This window comes from Enterobacter sp. BNK-16 (assembly GCF_048684955.1).
In the GTDB taxonomy this organism is placed as follows: Bacteria; Pseudomonadota; Gammaproteobacteria; order Enterobacterales; family Enterobacteriaceae; genus Enterobacter; species Enterobacter bugandensis.
Genome location: NZ_JBLQTQ010000001.1, coordinates 3,910,129 through 3,927,849 on the forward strand (window position 1 = coordinate 3,910,129; position 17,721 = coordinate 3,927,849).

Below are 17,721 nucleotides of genomic sequence, written 5' to 3' on the forward strand. Positions count from 1 at the left end.
TTATAAAGTCATTACACTGCAATCTATCATCTTATAGCAAATCTTTTTAAGTATTAATGACTCTATAATATTCCAATCACCTCCACCAAGGCCAGCTCCTATCCTTGGCATTTGTACTGAAAGGCGATTCACTAAAGCAAAGTCAGATAATTTTTCAAGACAGACTTCAAGGGATGCATAACATACGTATTGTTTTTTGTCATTGACATTTTTCTTTATACCATTCTGCGCATACATATTAGCAATAAATATCTGCTCTTGAGCATCAACCTTGACAAAATCAACCATCCCTAATTCTGGGATGTTATTTCCTTTTAAACTATTAAGATAATAATCCTTTGCAGCAGGATATTTATTTGAAAGGGACAGAACAAAACCTTTACCCCATTTCCCTTTGTTATTCACAATATGAGCAATAACTGTGGTTTTTTTTAAAGGTTCCGCAGCATCGCCAGACAAGTACTTTATTTGTTTTTTTTCCTGCAATGAACTCGTTGATGTTTGCCAGAAAGTTTCAAATTTCTCATTCGAAATTTCTTCAGCATCACTTAAGTCCAGTTCGCTTTTTTTTCCATCATACAGCAAAAAACCAACTTTATCGTTTTTATCTAGCAAAGAGGAAGAGGCATAACAATCACCATCTATAATATTTATTTGTCGTGTGGCAACCTCCCCTATGAATTCATTGAGAATAACTCCTTCACTCGCAATAAAATCAACACTTCCTTTATAATATTTTTTTACCTCAACCACAACTCCTCCCACTTTTAACAATTCTTTTAGAGACATCGAGATCTTTCGTGTTTAAGATCAAGAATGTGTTTTTCCGGAGTTCAATCACATCTAAGCCAGTAACATCTATTTCGACAAAATAGCTTATACCTTTTAATTTTCTCGCATCACCATATATATCAGCTGCTAATTGGCCGAGAGACATTTTTCCTGTTCCTCCAACATCTTTGAGTGTTAGTCCGCCAATCATTTCAGGTCTGATATTAGTGAAATATTGTCCGTCCCCGAAGCGGGCATGTATATCTCCTGATGAAGGTCTAATCACACCACTTTCCATGATAGCTTTCATGCCTTCTTCAGTCGTGTAGTGAATCAATGTGTTAGGCGTCAACCCCCACGGATCCACCCACCCCAGCGCATTCGGCGCATACTGGTAAAGGTTTATCCCCCCCGCCAGCCCTATCGGGTCCTGCTGCTTAAACCGTCCGCTGTCGGGTCATAATACCATAACAAATTGTAGTGCAGACCTGACGGGATGTAGTGGTAGCGGGTCAGCCCTTCCACCGTAGTGCAGACGACCGACTGCCCTCTCCCGCTCCGGGCGAAGGTATGAATATTAATATCCAGATCTGCGGGACAAACTTGTGGCTATTCTTCTCCAGCATGCATTGTTGCAATATTATTTGGCCAGACACTCATAAAAACTTGTGAATTTATTAAAGCTGTTAATGAGCTGCTGATGTATGAAAACTAGCTGGGGAAGCTCCTTTCCCCTAATGATCAAATATTTATTAGAACATTGTCGACAAGCTCAAAGCCTGAAACTCCCATAGTTGTGTAATTAGGATATTCAGCAACAGACAAACGCCTGATTTCCTCTTCCCCATCATATAAGCCACCAGCATAATTAAATATTTTTAATTGTTTTTTTTCTTCTGTGAGATCAGCATGACCAATAATTTTCCAAATGCCTTTGCTAATATTTTGGTTGCCAATGAACAGAACCTTCATCTCTTTGCCAAATTTTTCAAAAGATAGAGGTGTTAGTGAACTGTTCTCTTTAAACTCCTCCGTATCCTGTATTGTTAAAATACAGAAACCTAATACTTGCTTAAACTTTTGCTTTGGAGCAAAAACAACTTGGCAAAGCGCATACTTCCCATTACTCATCGGAATAACAAAGATGTCACCCTCTTTATATTTTACTTTCATAAACCATTCCCTTTCAGAATTGAAAACGCATCTTTCAATACTTCCCCTCCCCCAATCACTACTATGGCCTGCAATATCATATTTGCTAGCGTTTGGGTTATTAGGGCTATATGACCTGATTTTATTGAGGAGATTTGTTAAAGAGTTGTTGACTTAGCTCCACCATTAAGATCCATAATCCTTTGTTCCAAGAGTTTAGCTTCCGCTTTGGTCAAATTATTATCAAATATGGTCAACTGTTCCAAATGTGATTTACCCGGTGTATTCGCATGGCTATTCAACCGTGCTGGAGCATCCCCACGTCCTACATAGATAATATTCTTTCCATCGTGTAGCACATACAACCCTTGACCATTTACGGGATCATAATGTTTGCCTGTGCCTCCAGCCCTTCGAGTGGATGGTAACCCCTTACAAGGTGTAAGACCTAAAGGATCTATCCAAACTATAGGATTAGGAGCATAGCTGTAAAGATTTAACCCGCCGTTTAACCCTATCGGGTCCTGCTGCGTAAACCGTCCGCAGTCCGGGTCGTAATACCGGAACAGATTGTAGTGCAGCCCTGTCTCACGGTCCAGGTATTGCCCCTGCATGCGCAGGTTCTGAGAATATCCTGATACCTGCGTCTCGCTTTCCCGCAGCAGCTTGCCCCAGGCGCTGTTGACCCCTTCCCAGCGCACCTGTCCTTCGCTATCCGTCATCCGCTCCGGCGTGCCGTTCGGCTGGCAGTGGAACCAGAAAATCTCCGGCGCTTCCACGCCGTCAATGCGCGCCAGCGGATCGTAGCTGTCCTGATCGCTGTAGACGTAGGTCAGCGGCACGTCCCCGTGAACTTCCTGCAGCAGGCGGAACCTTTCCCAGACAAACCGGGTGGTGACCGGCTTACCGGTTGGCAGGCCGCCCAGCACCTGGCGTCGCGTTTTGCTGATGCGCCGACCGAGCGGATCGTAGCGGAAGCTGACCTGAGTCTGCGGCCTGTTGCGATCCCGCGGCTGGCTGATGACTTCCGTCAGGCGATGCTCGCCGTCGTAGCGGTAGTGCCAGCGGGTCTGGCCGTTATCCTTCTCCACGGTGCGGCCGTGGATGTCATAACGCCAGCGAATACCGTTCAGCTGCGTAAGGCGGTTGTGCGTGACCTTCTCAGCAGATCCTTCGATTTGTGAAGGTTATGTTGTGGTGCGGTTTGCGCCGCGGTTGAACCCGATATCCCAGAGCTGGACGACGCCGATCGTGAAGAGTTCATGGCCGAGCTGGGTCTGGAAGAGCCGGGCCTGAACCGCGTGATCCGCGCGGGCTATGAGCTGTTGAACCTGCAAACCTACTTTACCGCGGACGTGAAAGAAGTGCGTGCGTGGACCATCCCTGTCGGTGCGACTGCGCCTCAGGCAGCCGGTAAGATCCACACCGACTTCGAGAAGGGCTTCATTCGTGCCCAGACTATCGCGTTTGAAGACTTTATCACCTACAAGGGTGAGCAAGGCGCGAAAGAAGCAGGCAAAATGCGTGCGGAAGGGAAAGATTACATCGTTAAAGATGGCGACGTGATGAACTTCCTGTTTAACGTTTGATTTGTTTTGAACGAAAAAAATCCACGTCCTGGCGTGGATTTTTTTATTTTGGGGTTAAAACACATTTTCCGGGAGTTCTGTTTTCATACTGGGTTCAAAAGGAATGATTTTGGCAGTCGCAAGTTTTAGCCTCTGAAAAGGATCCTCGCGTAAGCGCTCTTCAAGAGAAGCAAGACTCTCGCATTTAGCGAGAATGACACCACCGTTTCTTGGGATCCGTCTACCGGATGTCAGGAAAATCCCCTCTGCGTACCCCTTTTTTAGCCACTCCACATGAGCAGGTATCGCTGCGTCGATTTCTTCGAGTGGTTTTATATAGGTCAAAATAACAATGTAAACTGTGGTCGTCTTTTGCCTCTCAGCTTTTTTTAGTCGTTTGTTGGAATGCTTATGCACTCCTGCTTTTGGCACTGGGTATCGTTATATTTTTTTTGGTACACATTAGAACTCAATAAGCAGGGCCTGATCGAGACAACTCGTTACGCTTCATATCATAGGAATAAAACCAATCATGCCAACCATTTTGTTTTGCTGTATAGCTACAGACAACGACCACTTCCTTTGACAGGTTGAATGTTAAGTAATAGAAAGTTGCGCCTTCAGGAAGCGCTGTCCAAAATAATTTTTCGCCCTGAGCATTGAAGATGGTTAAAGCGGTTTGTAGTAGCTTTGATTTACTCAATACAAATATTAATTGACGTATTGAATCGACAATTGCACAGTCTAAAAATGGCACATTAATTAGTATATTTCTTTCACCACATATCCATTCGAGCAAATTATTTTCTTTTATACAATTGAGATTTTCAATCATAGTTAAACCTCAAATTACTTGATAGCTAAAAACTTGCAGGTTACCCTCGAGTTTTTTATAGAAATCAACTGCATAACAATAGTTACCGCACTAAATAAAACGATAATTTTTCAACTATTAAAACCTAGAAAATTTTAAATATAAATGAAAGATCATTGTTTAACATTAAATTAATTTACTTCCCGCGCACTATAATAATACACCATTCTTATGGAAAGAAAGACTTGTTTTTTCTTTTTCTACTCTGAGTAGCTATAATAACATCATATGCATCTCTTTCACTTTTTTGTGCTTTCAATACTTCTTCTGATGTAATTTTCGATTCCTTTTCAATCATAGCAATAGTTCCATTATCATATCGGATAAAATATTCACCCTTTCTTTTAATTATGTCAATTCCAAAACCTGTAAAAATAGCCTCATTCATTTTTCATATCTCAAATTATTTGTAATTGGTGAAATCAATGCATCACCGACAGGTGTTTAACCTATTACAATTTCAAGGATGCCTCCCGACGTCTTACAACAGGAAACAAAAAATCTTTGCCAGTTGTTGATTTAATATTTTATTGCCATACATTGAACAACTGCTTCCATATCTCCTGTTCCTCAATAGTAGGAACTCTATAATCCTGAGTCTTTCGTCTATATTCCATAAAACATGAGTCTATAGCTCGAATAGCTACCATTTGTTCTTTGCGACATCCAGCTAAAATAGATTGCATATCCTGAAGATAATTAGAATCAAGGATGTATTTTTGAAAAAACAGTTCTAAGAAGTCCAAAACTTCATCATAAGATTGTAAATTTATCATGGTTCCTCTGGTAGAATATCAATCTTGTCGAAATTAATAACTCTATTTTCAGCATGCAGCTGTTGAACATTACCTTGACCGTATTCAGGGTATGCCTTAGTAAACGGTTCAAGTGGCGCTCCTGGTCTATCGCCGAACATTCTCGGGGTTCGCACTTGCGGAACACCATTTTCATATAATTGAAGCGTATCAAACTCAGCTCTTAGGCGTCCATCACTCCATGATTTATCCAAAGGATCAAGTGGATTTAATTTATCTGCTCCTTTGATCTGGAATGCATCTCTTACTGTGCGCCCGGAATCTAGTTTATCAAAACCAAAATAAGTGACTGGTGCGGATTTGGATTCAAATGTTTTAGGCACCCATGCGTTAATCGAACCGTCATCCTCAAGATACCTCATATAGCGATATGCTGTAGAAGGCATTGTAGCGCTTGGCCCCGCTGGCCCGACATAGAAATCAGGTTTTGTTTTACCGCTACACTCACGGCTCAACCCCCACGGATCCACCCACCCCAGCGCATTCGGCGCATACTGGTAAAGGTTTATCCCCCCCGCCAGCCCTATCGGGTCCTGCTGCGTAAACCTTCCGCAGTCCGGGTCGTAATACCGGAACAGATTGTAGTGCAGCCCTGTCTCACGGTCCAGATATTGCCCCTGCATACGCAGGTTCTGAGAATATCCTGATACCTGCGTCTCGCTTTCCCGCAGCAGCTTGCCCCAGGCGCTGTTCACCCCTTCCCAGCGCACCTGCCCTTCGCTATCCGTCATCCGCTCCGGCGTGCCGTTGGGCTGGCAGTGGAACCAGAAGATCTCCGGGGCATCAACCCCGTCGATACGCGCCAGCGGATCGTAGCTGTCCTGATCGCTGTAGACGTAGGTCAGTGGCACTTCCCCGTGCACTTCCTGCAACAGCCGGAACCCTTCCCAGACAAACCGCGTGGTGACTGGCTTACCGGTTGGCTGGCCGCCCAGCATCTGGCGGCGCGTTTTGCTGATGCGTCGCCCGAGCGGATCGTAGCGGAAGCTGACCTGCGTCTGCGGCCTGTTGCGGTCCCGCGGCTGGCTGATGACCTCCGTCAGGCGATGTTCGCCATCGTAGCGGTAGTGCCAGCGGGTCTGGCCGTTATCCTTCTCAACGGTGCGGCCGTGGATGTCATAGCGCCAGCGAATGCCATTCAGTTGCGTCAGGCGGTTGTGCGTGACCTTCTCAGCAGAGCCTTCGAGCGGGTTACCCGCCGCATCCCAGCGCCACTGCTCCTGGCCGGGCAGCGTGCCATCCTGAACCAGCAGCCGGCCTGCGCTGTCGTACTGCCAGCGGTACCAGTTGAATGGGTTATCGTCCCGCTCTTCGCGAACCAGGTTATTGCGGTAGTCGTAATCCCAGCGGCGGGACCAGCGGCGCGGCGACGGGCGCTGGGCATTGCCGGTAAAGACGTCCCGGCGATGCAGTCGGCCAAGACGATCGTATTCGCTGCGGGTGGTCAGCAGCCCCTGCGTGCGGCTGGTTTCACGGTGAAGCTCGTCGCGTGTAAAGTCGGATACCGACAGCTTATCGAGGGCAATGCTGAGCAGATGCCCGCTGCCGTAGTAGAACTGTTTCAGCTCGCGGCCATCGGGCAGCGTGACGGAAGTGCGGTTGCCCAGCGCATCATATCCCCACGCCAGCTCACCATGCTCGCCGGCTTCGCTCGTCACGCGGCCGAGCGCGTCATACTCAAAGGCGAGCTCCTGCTCCGCCTCGGTGCTCCACGCGTCGGCTGAAAGCGCCGGATGCAGCCCAATGCGGCTTAACAGCCCGGACGGCGTGTAGTGGTAGCGGGTCTGCCCTTCTGGCGTGGTGCGGGCGACCAGCTGGCCGCTCGCGCTCCAGGCGAAGGCGTGAGTGATAGCCTCCGGATGGCCGGCGGCAAACGTGCGCGCTATCGTGCGTCCACAGGCATCATAGCGATACTGCGAGGCCACGCCATCAAGCCCTACCTCTTCCAGCAGCAGCGAGTCAGCGCCCCAGCGGAACTGGTACGCTTCGCCGTTCTCGTTTTCCAGGGCAATCAGACGCCCGCGGCTGTCCCAGCGGCGACGGACCTCTTCGCCCTGCGTATTACGGGTGGCGGTTAAGCGCCCCGCCTCATCGTATCTGAACTCACTTTCTTTCCCGTCGGCGCCCGCGTGCCTCACCGGCAGGCCACGTTCGTTCCATTTGAGCGACTCCGTCCAGCCTTCCGGACGATCGAGCTGCACCGGGCGCCCCGCGGCGTCGTAGCGGTAGCGCGTCTCTTCACCGTCGGCGCTAATCTCTGCCACCAGCCAGCCCAGCGGGTGATAGCGATAGCGGGTAATACGCCCGGAACAGTCCGTCGAACGGACAATCTGCCCGGCCTCGTTGTACTCCTGATAGCGGCTGTTGCCGGCGGCATCGATCTCTTCCACAACCTGGCCAAACTCGTCCCGGCGCAGCTGCGTGGTCTGCCCCAGCGGATCCACCACGCGCTTCAGCCCGTGGTGTTCGTCGTACCAGAAGCGGGTGGCGCTGCCGTCGGCTTCGATAATGGCCGAGGGAAGCGCGCGATGCTCCAGCCAGGTGGTGGTGCGGGTATTGCCGTCGGCATCGGTCTCCTGCACCCGGTTGCCCATCTCGTCGTAGACGAAGGTGACGGCGTTGCCGAGCGGATCGATACGGCGCGTCAGAAGCTCGTTATCGTCCCACTCGTAGCGCCAGTTTTCACCGCGCTCGTCCACGTAGCGCACAATCAGATTCTGCGCGTTCCAGTAGTGGCGTCGCGTCTGGCCGTCGTAGTGCTCGACGGTCGTCAGCCCCGCGTCTAAATCGTAGCTAAAGCGGCAGCCGTCGCCGGTGCTGGTGCGGTTTTCCACCACGCGCCAGTGATCGAATTGTTTCCAGCGGTATTCGCTCTCCAGCCCCCCCGGCAAGCGGTGCCAGACCATCAGGCCGTGGTCGTTGTAACGGTATTCACGCGTCACCACGCCGGAGGCATCCGTCGCGCTCGCCAGCTGGCCGCGCGCATCGTAGCCCCACTGCATCAGCGGCCAGGTTTGGTTGCCGTCGAAATGGCTGGCTGCGGTAACCCGCTGCGGGAAACGTTCATCCTCATAGCGCAGGGTGACGTCTATCGCCCGCGGCTCGTCGTGAAGACCAACCAGCCTGCCGTGCTCGTCCCACGCCGTCAGCAGCGCGTTGCCGTATTCATCGCTGAGGGAGGCCAGACGCAGGATAGAAGGATTCGCGCGGGTCGGTTTGTACAGACGCCACACCGCGCCGTCATCGTCGGCAATCGCCACGTCGCCGCTCTCATTGCGGCGGATAATGATGCCTTCGCTGATGCTGTAAAACGCCTGGTCGACAGGCGGCAGTTCAAAGCTCAGCTCGCGCCCGGTTTCATCGAACCAGGTCGCATTGTTTTCTTCGAGCGTCAGATAGCTGTCAAAGGTTGTAGCCCAGCCCAGACCGAACAGCCCTTCGCGGGTGGTCAGGCTGTTATAGCTGCGCTGCCAGCGCAGCGGGAAGCGCCCCGGCAGCGAGAAATCGAGCTCGTCGTCGTCATTCAGCACCTTCACGCCGGTGGCGGCGTGAACCGGGTGCGAGGAGCCAAACACGGCATTCACCGCCATATCCGCCAGCATCCCACCGCCTGCCGCCGCCAGCGCGCAGGGCATGTTTTTCAGGATCTTGCCCGGACGCCCGCGCAGCAGGGAGAGCGCAATCATCCCCAGCGCCAGACCCGGCGTTTTACCGCTTTTGATATCGCGGACCGTGAGCGTGTCCCCGCCGATGATCACGTTAGGAGAGACATCGTCGGAAACGGTGCCTTCGCAGGTGGTGCGATCTTTCGCGCGCACCGCAGGCTGGCCGTTGATGAAGACGCTTTTGGAGCCTTCCGCCAGATACTGCGGCCCGGAGTGTTTTTCACACGCCACCTTGTCTTCTTCCAGCGGCGAGGTTCCCGCAGCGGCGGAGGCCACACTCGGCTGCCACATTTCGCTGCCAAACTGTCCGGCGGCGGAAAGCAGCATGCCCGCGTAATCGGCAAAGCTGCCCGGCGACTGCGGCTCAGGGGGCGGGGTATCGGCGGGCGTGAGCGTGCCTGCCGCGCGCGCGGCAGGGATTGCGTTGGTCAGAACGTTGTTCGAACCGGTGGTGATTTTGCCCGCAGGCGACGGCGGGAAAAGCGCATTACCTAACCCTTCCGCGGCGTTACTGATATCGTCTGTGATACCCGCCACGTTCGCCAGCACGCCGCCAATGATGCCGCTTAACAGACAACTGGATCCAATTGCTGCCACGCCTGCAGCTGCTGCCCCCGCACCCAGCAATGGCGCCGCTACGGTTGCTGCTGCGCCTACCGCCGCACCGATCACCGCATAGGCGGCACCTTCCGCCACAATGCTGGTGATGTCAGCAAAAATGCTGGAGTGAATAATCTCGTCGCCCTTACGGGCCGCGTTGTTATCGCTCATGCCTTACACATTCCGGTTGTCGTTTAGCGTCAGACTCTGCTTAAGCGCGCTCCAGCGCACCTCGTCCTCTTCGGTAAAGGCTCTGAGTGCCGAGAGGGTAAAAATCATCAATACCGGTTTGCCCGGCGTCTGCACGGCCAGCTGTTTTTGCCACAGGCGCTGCCCGTTACGGTCAAAGGTGGTCTCGACTTCCAGCCCGTTAATTTTTCCATCAGGCCCGGCTTTTACGCTCCGGAATTCGCTCTGGGCGATCTCACCCATCTGAGGACGCAGCACATCCCACTGGCGGTGAAATTCTTGTTCGTAGTCGCTGCCATCGGGAATCACGCCGCGGCTGACCACCACGGACAGCCCGCTTTCGTCATCGCGAATGATGTTCATGCTGTTATCCTGCCAGGCAGCAGGAAATAGGGAAAACGAACCTTCCTGGAGGGTGTATTTCATAAGTGAACTCGGGATGATTAATATTGAGAGAAACAAAAGAGGCCAATCCATGCTGACCTTTTGGCTGGCTGTTTTATTTAAGCCACTGACCTGACTGTTCGACTAAAACATGACTGCCTTTGCTGACAACCAATTTCACAGGTGCATACGTCACGGTATAAGCGATCTCGCCATTCTTGTACGTTGAGCCGATTATTTTACCTGCGGAGTCGTGTAACGTTTTACCCCTTAAGGAGATCGTACTGTTATCGCTTTTGCGCACGCCGAGATAAACCATCTCGTCACATTTGCTCTCAAAATGGCCGCATTTGTTTATCAGCGAAATAGCAAATTTATCGGTGTCCAGTTTTCTGGTTTCCGCGTTTTGAACCGAAGCGGCTTTACGTAACGTATATCGCAGCGGAGCATAGTAATTTCCTTTTTGAGGAGGAGTAACTAAACGCCATTCCATTTCACGCCCCTTTATTTCCAGAACAGCCCGTCCACCTACGCCGCCAAACGATGAGTTGAACTCAACGTTGGCACGATTGCCAGCGATCGTACCGCTAAGATTTTGCTCATCATCTTCCGGGCAATCTATGCGGTTTCCTCTCTGGGAGATATAGCAATAAGAGCCGATGATCCGGTTGTCTGATTCAGCTAATCGCAGGGTTAACGTCGAGTCGTTCTTGAATTCGCCAGCCCACTCCCCTTCAAATACGAGTTTTGATTGGCCGAACGTTGCAAAATGCATCGCATTAAATCTGGCGGCCCACTGCTGAATATCGGCATGAATAACCGGGCTATTGTCAGATGACTGGTAATGAATAACGTCCGACGTCGGAACCCCCCAGGCTGCAAAGATTTTGCCGTCAGGATTGATGACCAGCGCGGATGCATTCTCCTGATAGAGATCTTTTAACCAGCCTTCAACAAACAACCCACCACCTGTGGTGGTATGCGGTTCACCGAAGACATCAAAGTTATCAATAAAGGTCTGGTAATGATTTCCCAGCGTTTTCCTGAGATTGTCAGTCACTTCGCTGTCGTTAACGATGTGACTGACCGTATCGAGCTTGTTGTATTGAGATAATTCAAGCGCCGTTGTGGTTTCAACGACGCCTGTCAATAACGCCGTGAACAAAACGACTGCCAGATACTTTTTGGTCATAAATCACTCTGAAGTACCATTTTCGTAATTCATTGTTATTTTTACAACCTTACTATCTTTAAGCTCAAAAGAGAGCAATTTCTTACCCAATTCATAGGAAACCCACTGCTCCCCGGAATCATTTTCGACCTGACCACTGCCGTAAGCTTTATTAAGTTCATTTATTGTTGAACCAATATGGATCCCGCGAACTGTTTTGCCATCCGGAGCAGTTAACGTAATCTGCGCCACAATATAATCGTCAACACTTCGCTCGGTTTTATCCCACCAGAGATTGGAACTGAATATTTTTAACCCAGTCTTCTGATGCTGGTAGAATTTATAGTTCGTTCCGTCAAAAGGAACTTCACCGAAAAAACTACCTTCCACAGAAACTGCAATTTTACGCGCAACCTCAGGAGTCCATGTCTCACCCAGTGCAACAATCTGGTCGTTTAACTGCAGAGAAAAATCATCTTTAGCCAGAATGAGCGGCATAGTCTGAGCCATTACTTCATAACTGCTCAGAAAGGTAGACATGAGGGTAAAAAAAAGAGAGACAGAAAGGCGTTTTTTCACGTTAATCGTCATTTGCTGGATAAATATTATGCTACTCACTACTTTAAAAAGCAGTGAGTAATGAAATAAACATTTTTAGTCAGCGCTAATAGCGACCCCACCCAAGCAGTCAGGTTTTTTTACCATGAAACTGAAGCTTATTTTTTGCCCATTCATATCCTTTAGCGCTGTATAACTGGTCACTTCGTTCTCCGAACGGCCTCGTGGATAATCAGTTAACGTCAGTTGCGGATAATGTTTTTTAACAGTGTCGAGAGTGATGCACTGGCCGGACGGTGAAAAATTCAGTAACGGTGCCATCCCGTCACTTTCTTTACTTAAACGTAAATCAATTGCAGTAATGTTCGTTCCATCCGCCAGTTTGATATCGTCGGCATTGTAGAAATTGATATATTCATTTTGTTTCGTTAGCTTGAATGACAACGGAGCGTTATCCAGACTGTTAACGGACAATGTTTTGAGTGATGCGCTCATTTCTTCAATGAACTGCCAAAGATCCTGTTTCTGCATGTTACCTCCTGCCATTCCCGTCGTTAATAAAGCCGCAAGCACCGCACCCGTTTTTAGACTATGGATAATTTTTATCATACCAACCGCCATAATAATCTTCGTAATATTGCCCTGTGGTAGACGTTTGTTCGCCTTTGCCAAAGATACGGCCTATCTGCGTACGCGCTTCACTTTCCTTTATAGCCCCACGTTCGAGAGAATCATAGATACGATTATATTGTGTCTGATTTGCCGGATTGCCTGCAATACCTATATCCCCACCCTTGTTGGCTATGATTTCGCGTTGGACCCGGATATTGTTCAAGGTTGCAGCGCCTTCATCACTGAGTGTGCTGTTGAGATAGGCGTCGCGCGAAGAAAAATCAATGTTGGGTTCATATAAAGCGTGACCACTTTCATGTGACAGAGACTGAACGACTGCATTCGGGTTACCGAGCTCATTTTTATCAACGGTAATAACGCGCTTTTGACGATTGGCAAACGTCCCCTTGCCTGCTTCACCTTCTTCAAATGTCCAGCCTCGTTTCTTTAACGTCGCTATGTCATTTTTCATCGTCGGTGATTTATCGACAAGACTATCTACATCCTTTCCATATCCGCTTGAAGGAACATTGGATGCTGGAGGCGTAGCGTTTTTAGAGGTTTCGGCTGGTGCGCTGGCAGCCACACCAGCCTTACTCTCCTTTCCCGGCGTAAATTTCGCCTGCACCGCCGCATCAATATCCCCTTTATGCCCAGAACCCGGCGCCGTTGTGCCCGGCTTGGTGCCAGAAGTATTCAGATGCAGCTTACCGCCCGTGGTGATATAACCATCCCCTTCCACGAAGAAGTTAAACTCTTTGCCGATCAGGTTAATCTTGCCGTTAGCGTTCAGCTCAATAGCGCTCTCACCTGAGACCAGCCGCAGCTTCGTCCCGGATGCAATAACATACTGCTCGACCGCCGCATCCAGCTTGCCTTTCCCCGTCAGGATCTCGGTTCCACCTTTCACCGCTTGAGTCTGGTTTGCTTCCACACGATGCAGCTCATTTTTCTTCACGTAATGGCTGCGCGCCCCGCCGACGCTGTGCGTTTCATCATTTTTAACGCTGGTATCCATATTGCGCTCGGCCTGGATCCATACCTGTTCTGCGCCCGCTTTATCCTCAAAGCGCAGGGCGTTGGCGTTGTCCACGGAGCCCCCTTTCGTGCGGCTCATAAAGCCCATCTGCGTCGCTGCGGCCGGAAGCGCCCACGGCGGCATGCTCGCGTCGTTATACACGCGGCCGGTAATAATCGGACGGTCCGGGTCGCCGTTGATAAAGTCCACCACCACCTCGTCGCCGACGCGCGGGATCTGCACCCCGCCGTAGCCCTGGCCTGCCCACGCGCTCGACACGCGAACCCAGCAGGAGCTGGTGTCATCGCCCTTCGCCAGCCGGTCCCAGTGGAACTTCACCTTCACCCGGCCATATTTATCCGTCCAGATACTCTCCCCCTTCGGCCCCACCACCTTCGCCGTCTGCGGGCCGTAGGTGCGCGGCCAAGCCGTGCTCTGCGCCGGACGGTAAACCACCGCCGACGGAATGACCGTGAAATCGGTACGGTGTATGGTCTCCCCCTCGCCGCTGGCGTAGCGGTTCTCCTCGAAGTGGTAGCCCGCTGCCGTCACCAGATACTCCCCGTTGTCGCTGAAGAACGGCGCGTTGGTTAACGTGAAGGTGTGCCCTGGCGCTATCCCCGCCGCCGTGGCGGTGGCCTGAATCTGCTGGTGCTCAACCTGCCAGCGCTCCTGACGGATACGGGCATAGAACTCCCCGTGACCTTTGTCCACAAAGCGCCCCGGCCAGTCGTACACGTCGATGCTGCCCGGCTTCGGCGACGCCGGGTTCTGCTGGGCCTGGAAAAGCCACGCGTTCGGCTTGCGGAAGTCATAGTCATCGAGGCTGTAAATCCCCGGCGTCACGCTGTCCTCCAGCGCCCACTGGCTGATGCCCTCTTCGTCCGTACTGCCGCCGGACGGCGTCTGGTGGTAAGGAATGACATCATAGCCACTGAACGGCTGATGCTGCGTGGCGGCGTCAGTCAGCACCAGGGTGTGCTTGTCCGCCTCATGGCGGAAGTGATACGCAATTCCCTCCAGCTCCATCAGGCGGCTGATGAAATCCAGGCTCGACTCCTGATACTGCACGCAGTAGTCCCATACCCGGTAGCTGCCGGTGAGCTTATCCTCAACGTTGACCTGATGCTCGCCCAGAAGGGTTTTCACAATCTGCGGCACCGTCTGGCCCTGGAAGATACGCAGGTTACGGTCGCGCTTCATCGGCCACAGGTCCGGCTCCACCGTCAGCTGGTACACCGCATAGCGGGTGCCCGTCAGCTCAACGGCGCTGACCGCCACGCGGGTAATTTTTCCGTTAATATAGCGGGACGTCAGCAGATTCTGCGTCGGGATGGTCACCGTGACCGGCTGGCCCAGCAGCTTACTGCGGTCAATGCGCGCGTCCGTGCCGAGTACGGTCAGCGTCAGCGCGAACGACTCGGACATCGCCTCGCGGCCTGAGAGTTTCCAGAAAAGCACCCCCTCCACCGGGAGCTGAACGGTAATTCGGTTGAGCATAATCATTATTCCACTATGGACTAATCTCAGTGCCAGAAGTTAACTCATTTCAATACGCAAAGCGTAAACGCTGCTGGTTTGATAATGAGTAGCTGTAAGATTGACTTCTCATGCCACAAAAAAACCACTTTTCCTGAATTTTCATCGAGATAAACAGTTACAAGAAAGTGTCTTCAGGGGCTCTATCGAACAATTCACCAGCCATTTTGGCGATACGTTCATGTTGTACGAGTTTGTTTTTCCAAGCCTGCGGAATACCGGAATAACCATATAATGCTCCCGCTAATTGTCCTGCCGTCGCCGCAACGCTGTCAGCGTCATCGGCAAGATTGGCGGCCAGCAGAATTGCATCCCGGAAGTTGTCAGTATTCCATACGGACCACATCGCGGCCTCAAGCGTATCGATAACATAACCACTTGAACGAATCTGATCGCGAGTTTTTTGCTTATATTCACCCGCATTGATAATCATTACACGTGGCTGAAGCGGCATGACATGCGGAGAAAAAATAAAATCTTTATTGCTACCATTAATCATATGCACAAGCAAATAACTTAAATACTGAGTGCTATTTATTGCTTCCGCGGCACCGTGTGTTGCGATACTTTGTTTTTTTGCTTCATAAAACGATTTGTTTAATGATTTTCTAAAAAAAATTGAGACAGGTGCTTGTCTGATAATGGATGCATTACCTGCAGTTTCTGGCGCAGTATTACCGCTCCACCCGGGACCAACAGTTAAATATTGCTCTAAAGCAAATCGAGTTGTATTACCTATATCAAAACAGATGCCATTTGAACTGTTATAACCATGCTGATACCAGTCCAGAAGCTTATTCCTGAAGCATATAGTATCAGAATCACCTTTCTCAAGAAGCGTTTCCGCAAGACATAATGCAATGGATGTATCATCCGTCCATTCACCTGCGCGGAGTCGAAATGGCCCACCACCTATCATATCTTTGACATGTGCTTTGTCACGAGGTAAAAATTCAAGCGTTGTACCTACGGCATCTCCAACAGCAAGACCAATAAGCGCACCGACAGCACGATCCCGTGATTCCGCGAGTGAGATGTTACATTGTGGTGTTAAGTCCCATTGTTTTTGTACATCGCAATCAAAAGATGATTCTAATAGTTTATCATTATATTTATACTGCATCTTCTGCTGGACTGAAAGACTGCTAACAGGTAAGTACTTACGATATATATCTACATATTTTAACAATACATTCAAATTAGCATGTAAGTCTATCACCATTCACCCATAATAAAATATTTTTAATATCAACCCCTAAAATTCATCAGGATATTTCATTTTAAGATTATGTTGTTTCATTCTGTAATTGGCATCAACCTCATGCGGCAGTCTAACCTTTAACCCTCGACGGATTTGATCCACAATAAACCAGGCATCAGACAACCTTTCAAAAAACAACTCATCAGAGTTATCGAACTCCTTCACTGCATGCATACCGAACGTCATTTCCCATAATTTCGCTTTATCCTTTTCCTTGCCTTCAATTAAATCCCATAGAAATAATAATTGTTGTACAATAGATTCGTACATTTGTAAAAGCGGAGAGTGAGGATCCTGATTTTTGACCTCAGCATATCTCTTTTTTGCTAAAATTAATGCTTTTTCAACATAACCAAAGATTGTCATTTTATCCATTGCATGGGATTTAGTTAAATTAAAGCATCACACCAGACTGAAGTCATTAGATTCCACCGTTTATCATTGGCAATTCTAACGATAAGAAATTATCCACAGGTGCTCTATCGAATAACTCACCTGCCATTGTGGCGATACGTTCGTGTTGCACGAGTTTATCTTTCCACTCCTGCGGGATACCGGAGTAACCATATAATGCTCCCGCTATTTGTCCCGCCGTTGCCGCAACGCTGTCAGCGTCATCGGCAAGATTGGCAGCCAGCAGAATCGCATCCCGGAAATTATCAGTATTCCATACGGACCACATCGCGGCCTCAAGCGTATCGATTACATAACCACTTGAACGAATCTGATCGCGAGTTTTTTGTTTATACTCACCCGCATTTATGATCATTACACGCGCGCACAGTGGGAAAACATGAGGGGAAAAAGCTTCTTCTTTTTGATAACCGTTAATTAAATAGTGCAATACCAATCCGAGAAATTGGCATGCGTTAATTGACTCTACCGCGCCATGCGTTGCTCGACTCTGAGCCTGGGATTCGAAGTAAATCGCACGCAGCGATTTTCGACGAAAGATAGACACCGGTGCTTGACGAATAACCCCAGCATTACCAGCAGTGTGTTTCTCTGTATTACCATACCAGGAAGGTCCGACACGCATATACTGTTCAAGTGCGAATCGCGTCGTATTCCCGATATCGAAGCACCGACCATTACTACTATTCTCTCCGTCAAGATACCATTTCAGGAGATATTTTCTAAGCACATCGGTGTGCATTCTGTTTTCTGAAAGATAAGTCTCTGCCAGACATAATGCCATGGACGTATCATCTGTCCATTCACCAGGTTTTAACTGAAAAGGTCCCCCACCGATCATATCCGCTACATGTTCACTGTCTCTGCGTTTAAATTCAAGAGTAGTGCCAACTGCATCTCCAACAGCCAAACCCACTAACGCCCCAAGTGCTTTATCGCGTGAAACATCTTCATTTGTGATTAAAGGTAATGTTTCATCCCATACATGAGAGAAATTTGAATCATCAATGCTGCTTCTTATTACCTTACGAACATTAACTGGCATGTAGTTACGATAACGATCGGCATAATGATTAATTACTGAGTCTTCGCTGTAAAGATCTATCATCCCGCACCCTTTAATCAAACGT

At 49.6% G+C, this 17,721-nt stretch carries 16 protein-coding genes and 3 pseudogenes; 1 reads left to right on the forward strand and 18 read right to left on the reverse strand.

The window, feature by feature from the left end:
- From ACMGGH_RS18845 to ACMGGH_RS18865, 5 genes and pseudogenes are all read right to left on the reverse strand, one after another.
- Entirely contained in the window at positions 1-789 is a 789-nt protein-coding gene (locus tag ACMGGH_RS18845; protein ID WP_232948369.1) for an Appr-1-p processing protein, read from the reverse strand.
- Positions 746-1,081 (reverse strand): HYD1 signature containing ADP-ribosyltransferase family protein, encoded by a 336-nt coding sequence (locus ACMGGH_RS18850; protein WP_232948370.1) that lies wholly within the window; start codon positions 1,079-1,081, stop codon positions 746-748. Before ACMGGH_RS18850 ends, ACMGGH_RS18845 begins: the two co-directional genes overlap by 44 nt.
- Before the next feature lie 36 nt (positions 1,082-1,117).
- Positions 1,118-1,263: pseudogene (locus tag ACMGGH_RS18855) on the reverse strand (RHS repeat-associated core domain-containing protein); the annotation flags it as partial.
- 249 nt (positions 1,264-1,512) lie between these two features.
- Positions 1,513-1,944, reverse strand: coding sequence for an immunity 26/phosphotriesterase HocA family protein (locus ACMGGH_RS18860; protein WP_232948371.1), 432 nt, complete (start codon positions 1,942-1,944; stop codon positions 1,513-1,515).
- Between the two features lie 419 nt (positions 1,945-2,363).
- Positions 2,364-3,101: pseudogene (locus tag ACMGGH_RS18865) on the reverse strand (RHS repeat domain-containing protein); the annotation flags it as partial.
- A gap of 24 nt (positions 3,102-3,125) precedes the next feature.
- On the opposite strand from ACMGGH_RS18865, the pseudogene ACMGGH_RS18870 reads away from it, so the two are divergent.
- Positions 3,126-3,512, forward strand: a pseudogene (locus ACMGGH_RS18870) (DUF933 domain-containing protein); the annotation flags it as partial.
- A gap of 54 nt (positions 3,513-3,566) precedes the next feature.
- Here the strand turns inward: ACMGGH_RS18870 and ACMGGH_RS18875 are convergent.
- The 13 genes from ACMGGH_RS18875 to tri1 (ACMGGH_RS18935) form a co-directional block, all read right to left on the reverse strand.
- Positions 3,567-3,845 carry a YciI family protein gene (locus tag ACMGGH_RS18875; RefSeq protein WP_232948390.1) on the reverse strand — a complete coding sequence of 93 codons (279 nt, stop codon included), beginning with the start codon at positions 3,843-3,845 and terminating at the stop codon, positions 3,567-3,569.
- A gap of 115 nt (positions 3,846-3,960) precedes the next feature.
- On the reverse strand, positions 3,961-4,326 hold the full coding sequence (locus tag ACMGGH_RS18880) for a hypothetical protein (RefSeq protein ID WP_232948372.1): 366 nt from the start codon (positions 4,324-4,326) through the stop codon (positions 3,961-3,963).
- A 208-nt stretch (positions 4,327-4,534) separates the two neighbouring features.
- Positions 4,535-4,753, reverse strand: coding sequence for a hypothetical protein (locus ACMGGH_RS18885; protein ID WP_232948373.1), 219 nt, complete (start codon positions 4,751-4,753; stop codon positions 4,535-4,537).
- A 139-nt stretch (positions 4,754-4,892) separates the two neighbouring features.
- Positions 4,893-5,141: a hypothetical protein gene (locus tag ACMGGH_RS18890; RefSeq protein WP_045338150.1), complete on the reverse strand. Its 249-nt coding sequence runs from the start codon at positions 5,139-5,141 to the stop codon at positions 4,893-4,895.
- Positions 5,138-9,616 (reverse strand): RHS repeat-associated core domain-containing protein, encoded by a 4,479-nt coding sequence (locus tag ACMGGH_RS18895; protein WP_420299195.1) that lies wholly within the window; start codon positions 9,614-9,616, stop codon positions 5,138-5,140. The genes ACMGGH_RS18890 and ACMGGH_RS18895 overlap by 4 nt, the downstream gene beginning before the upstream one ends.
- A 3-nt stretch (positions 9,617-9,619) precedes the next feature.
- A complete protein-coding gene (locus ACMGGH_RS18900) occupies positions 9,620-10,060 on the reverse strand; it encodes a DcrB-related protein (protein ID WP_028013471.1) in 441 nt (146 codons plus the stop codon).
- Positions 10,061-10,133: 73 nt separating this feature from the next.
- A complete protein-coding gene (locus ACMGGH_RS18905; protein ID WP_193067216.1) occupies positions 10,134-11,210 on the reverse strand; it encodes a hypothetical protein in 1,077 nt (358 codons plus the stop codon).
- A 3-nt stretch (positions 11,211-11,213) separates the two neighbouring features.
- A complete protein-coding gene (locus ACMGGH_RS18910) occupies positions 11,214-11,768 on the reverse strand; it encodes a hypothetical protein (RefSeq protein ID WP_232948375.1) in 555 nt (184 codons plus the stop codon).
- Positions 11,769-11,843: 75 nt separating this feature from the next.
- A complete protein-coding gene (locus ACMGGH_RS18915; RefSeq protein WP_226859521.1) occupies positions 11,844-12,356 on the reverse strand; it encodes a hypothetical protein in 513 nt (170 codons plus the stop codon).
- Positions 12,337-14,877 (reverse strand): type VI secretion system Vgr family protein, encoded by a 2,541-nt coding sequence (locus ACMGGH_RS18920; RefSeq protein ID WP_420299196.1) that lies wholly within the window; start codon positions 14,875-14,877, stop codon positions 12,337-12,339. Before ACMGGH_RS18920 ends, ACMGGH_RS18915 begins: the two co-directional genes overlap by 20 nt.
- 157 nt (positions 14,878-15,034) lie before the next feature.
- Entirely contained in the window at positions 15,035-16,135 is a 1,101-nt protein-coding gene (gene tri1, locus ACMGGH_RS18925) for an ADP-ribosylarginine hydrolase Tri1 (RefSeq protein WP_416172910.1), read from the reverse strand.
- A 36-nt stretch (positions 16,136-16,171) separates the two neighbouring features.
- Positions 16,172-16,552, reverse strand: coding sequence for an immunity protein Tsi6 family protein (locus ACMGGH_RS18930; RefSeq protein ID WP_232949188.1), 381 nt, complete (start codon positions 16,550-16,552; stop codon positions 16,172-16,174).
- A 46-nt stretch (positions 16,553-16,598) separates the two neighbouring features.
- Positions 16,599-17,699 (reverse strand): ADP-ribosylarginine hydrolase Tri1, encoded by a 1,101-nt coding sequence (gene tri1, locus ACMGGH_RS18935; protein WP_232949187.1) that lies wholly within the window; start codon positions 17,697-17,699, stop codon positions 16,599-16,601.
- Between the last annotated feature and the right edge of the window lie 22 nt (positions 17,700-17,721).

Excerpts from the sequence above, each read along its gene's own strand:
- ACMGGH_RS18845 (WP_232948369.1), bottom strand. The coding sequence starts at position 789 with ATGTCTCTAAAAGAATTGTTAAAAGTGGGAGGAGTTGTGGTTGAGGTA.
- ACMGGH_RS18930 (WP_232949188.1), bottom strand. The coding sequence starts at position 16,552 with ATGGATAAAATGACAATCTTTGGTTATGTTGAAAAAGCATTAATTTTA.
- tri1 (WP_232949187.1), bottom strand. The coding sequence starts at position 17,699 with ATGATAGATCTTTACAGCGAAGACTCAGTAATTAATCATTATGCCGAT.
- ACMGGH_RS18880 (WP_232948372.1), bottom strand. The coding sequence starts at position 4,326 with ATGATTGAAAATCTCAATTGTATAAAAGAAAATAATTTGCTCGAATGG.
- ACMGGH_RS18860 (WP_232948371.1), bottom strand. The coding sequence starts at position 1,944 with ATGAAAGTAAAATATAAAGAGGGTGACATCTTTGTTATTCCGATGAGT.
- ACMGGH_RS18850 (WP_232948370.1), bottom strand. The coding sequence starts at position 1,081 with ATGAAAGCTATCATGGAAAGTGGTGTGATTAGACCTTCATCAGGAGAT.
- ACMGGH_RS18885 (WP_232948373.1), bottom strand. The coding sequence starts at position 4,753 with ATGAATGAGGCTATTTTTACAGGTTTTGGAATTGACATAATTAAAAGA.
- ACMGGH_RS18905 (WP_193067216.1), bottom strand. The coding sequence starts at position 11,210 with ATGACCAAAAAGTATCTGGCAGTCGTTTTGTTCACGGCGTTATTGACA.
- ACMGGH_RS18890 (WP_045338150.1), bottom strand. The coding sequence starts at position 5,141 with ATGATAAATTTACAATCTTATGATGAAGTTTTGGACTTCTTAGAACTG.
- ACMGGH_RS18900 (WP_028013471.1), bottom strand. The coding sequence starts at position 10,060 with ATGAAATACACCCTCCAGGAAGGTTCGTTTTCCCTATTTCCTGCTGCC.
- ACMGGH_RS18915 (WP_226859521.1), bottom strand. The coding sequence starts at position 12,356 with ATGATAAAAATTATCCATAGTCTAAAAACGGGTGCGGTGCTTGCGGCT.
- ACMGGH_RS18920 (WP_420299196.1), bottom strand. The coding sequence starts at position 14,877 with ATGCTCAACCGAATTACCGTTCAGCTCCCGGTGGAGGGGGTGCTTTTC.
- ACMGGH_RS18895 (WP_420299195.1), bottom strand. The coding sequence starts at position 9,616 with ATGAGCGATAACAACGCGGCCCGTAAGGGCGACGAGATTATTCACTCC.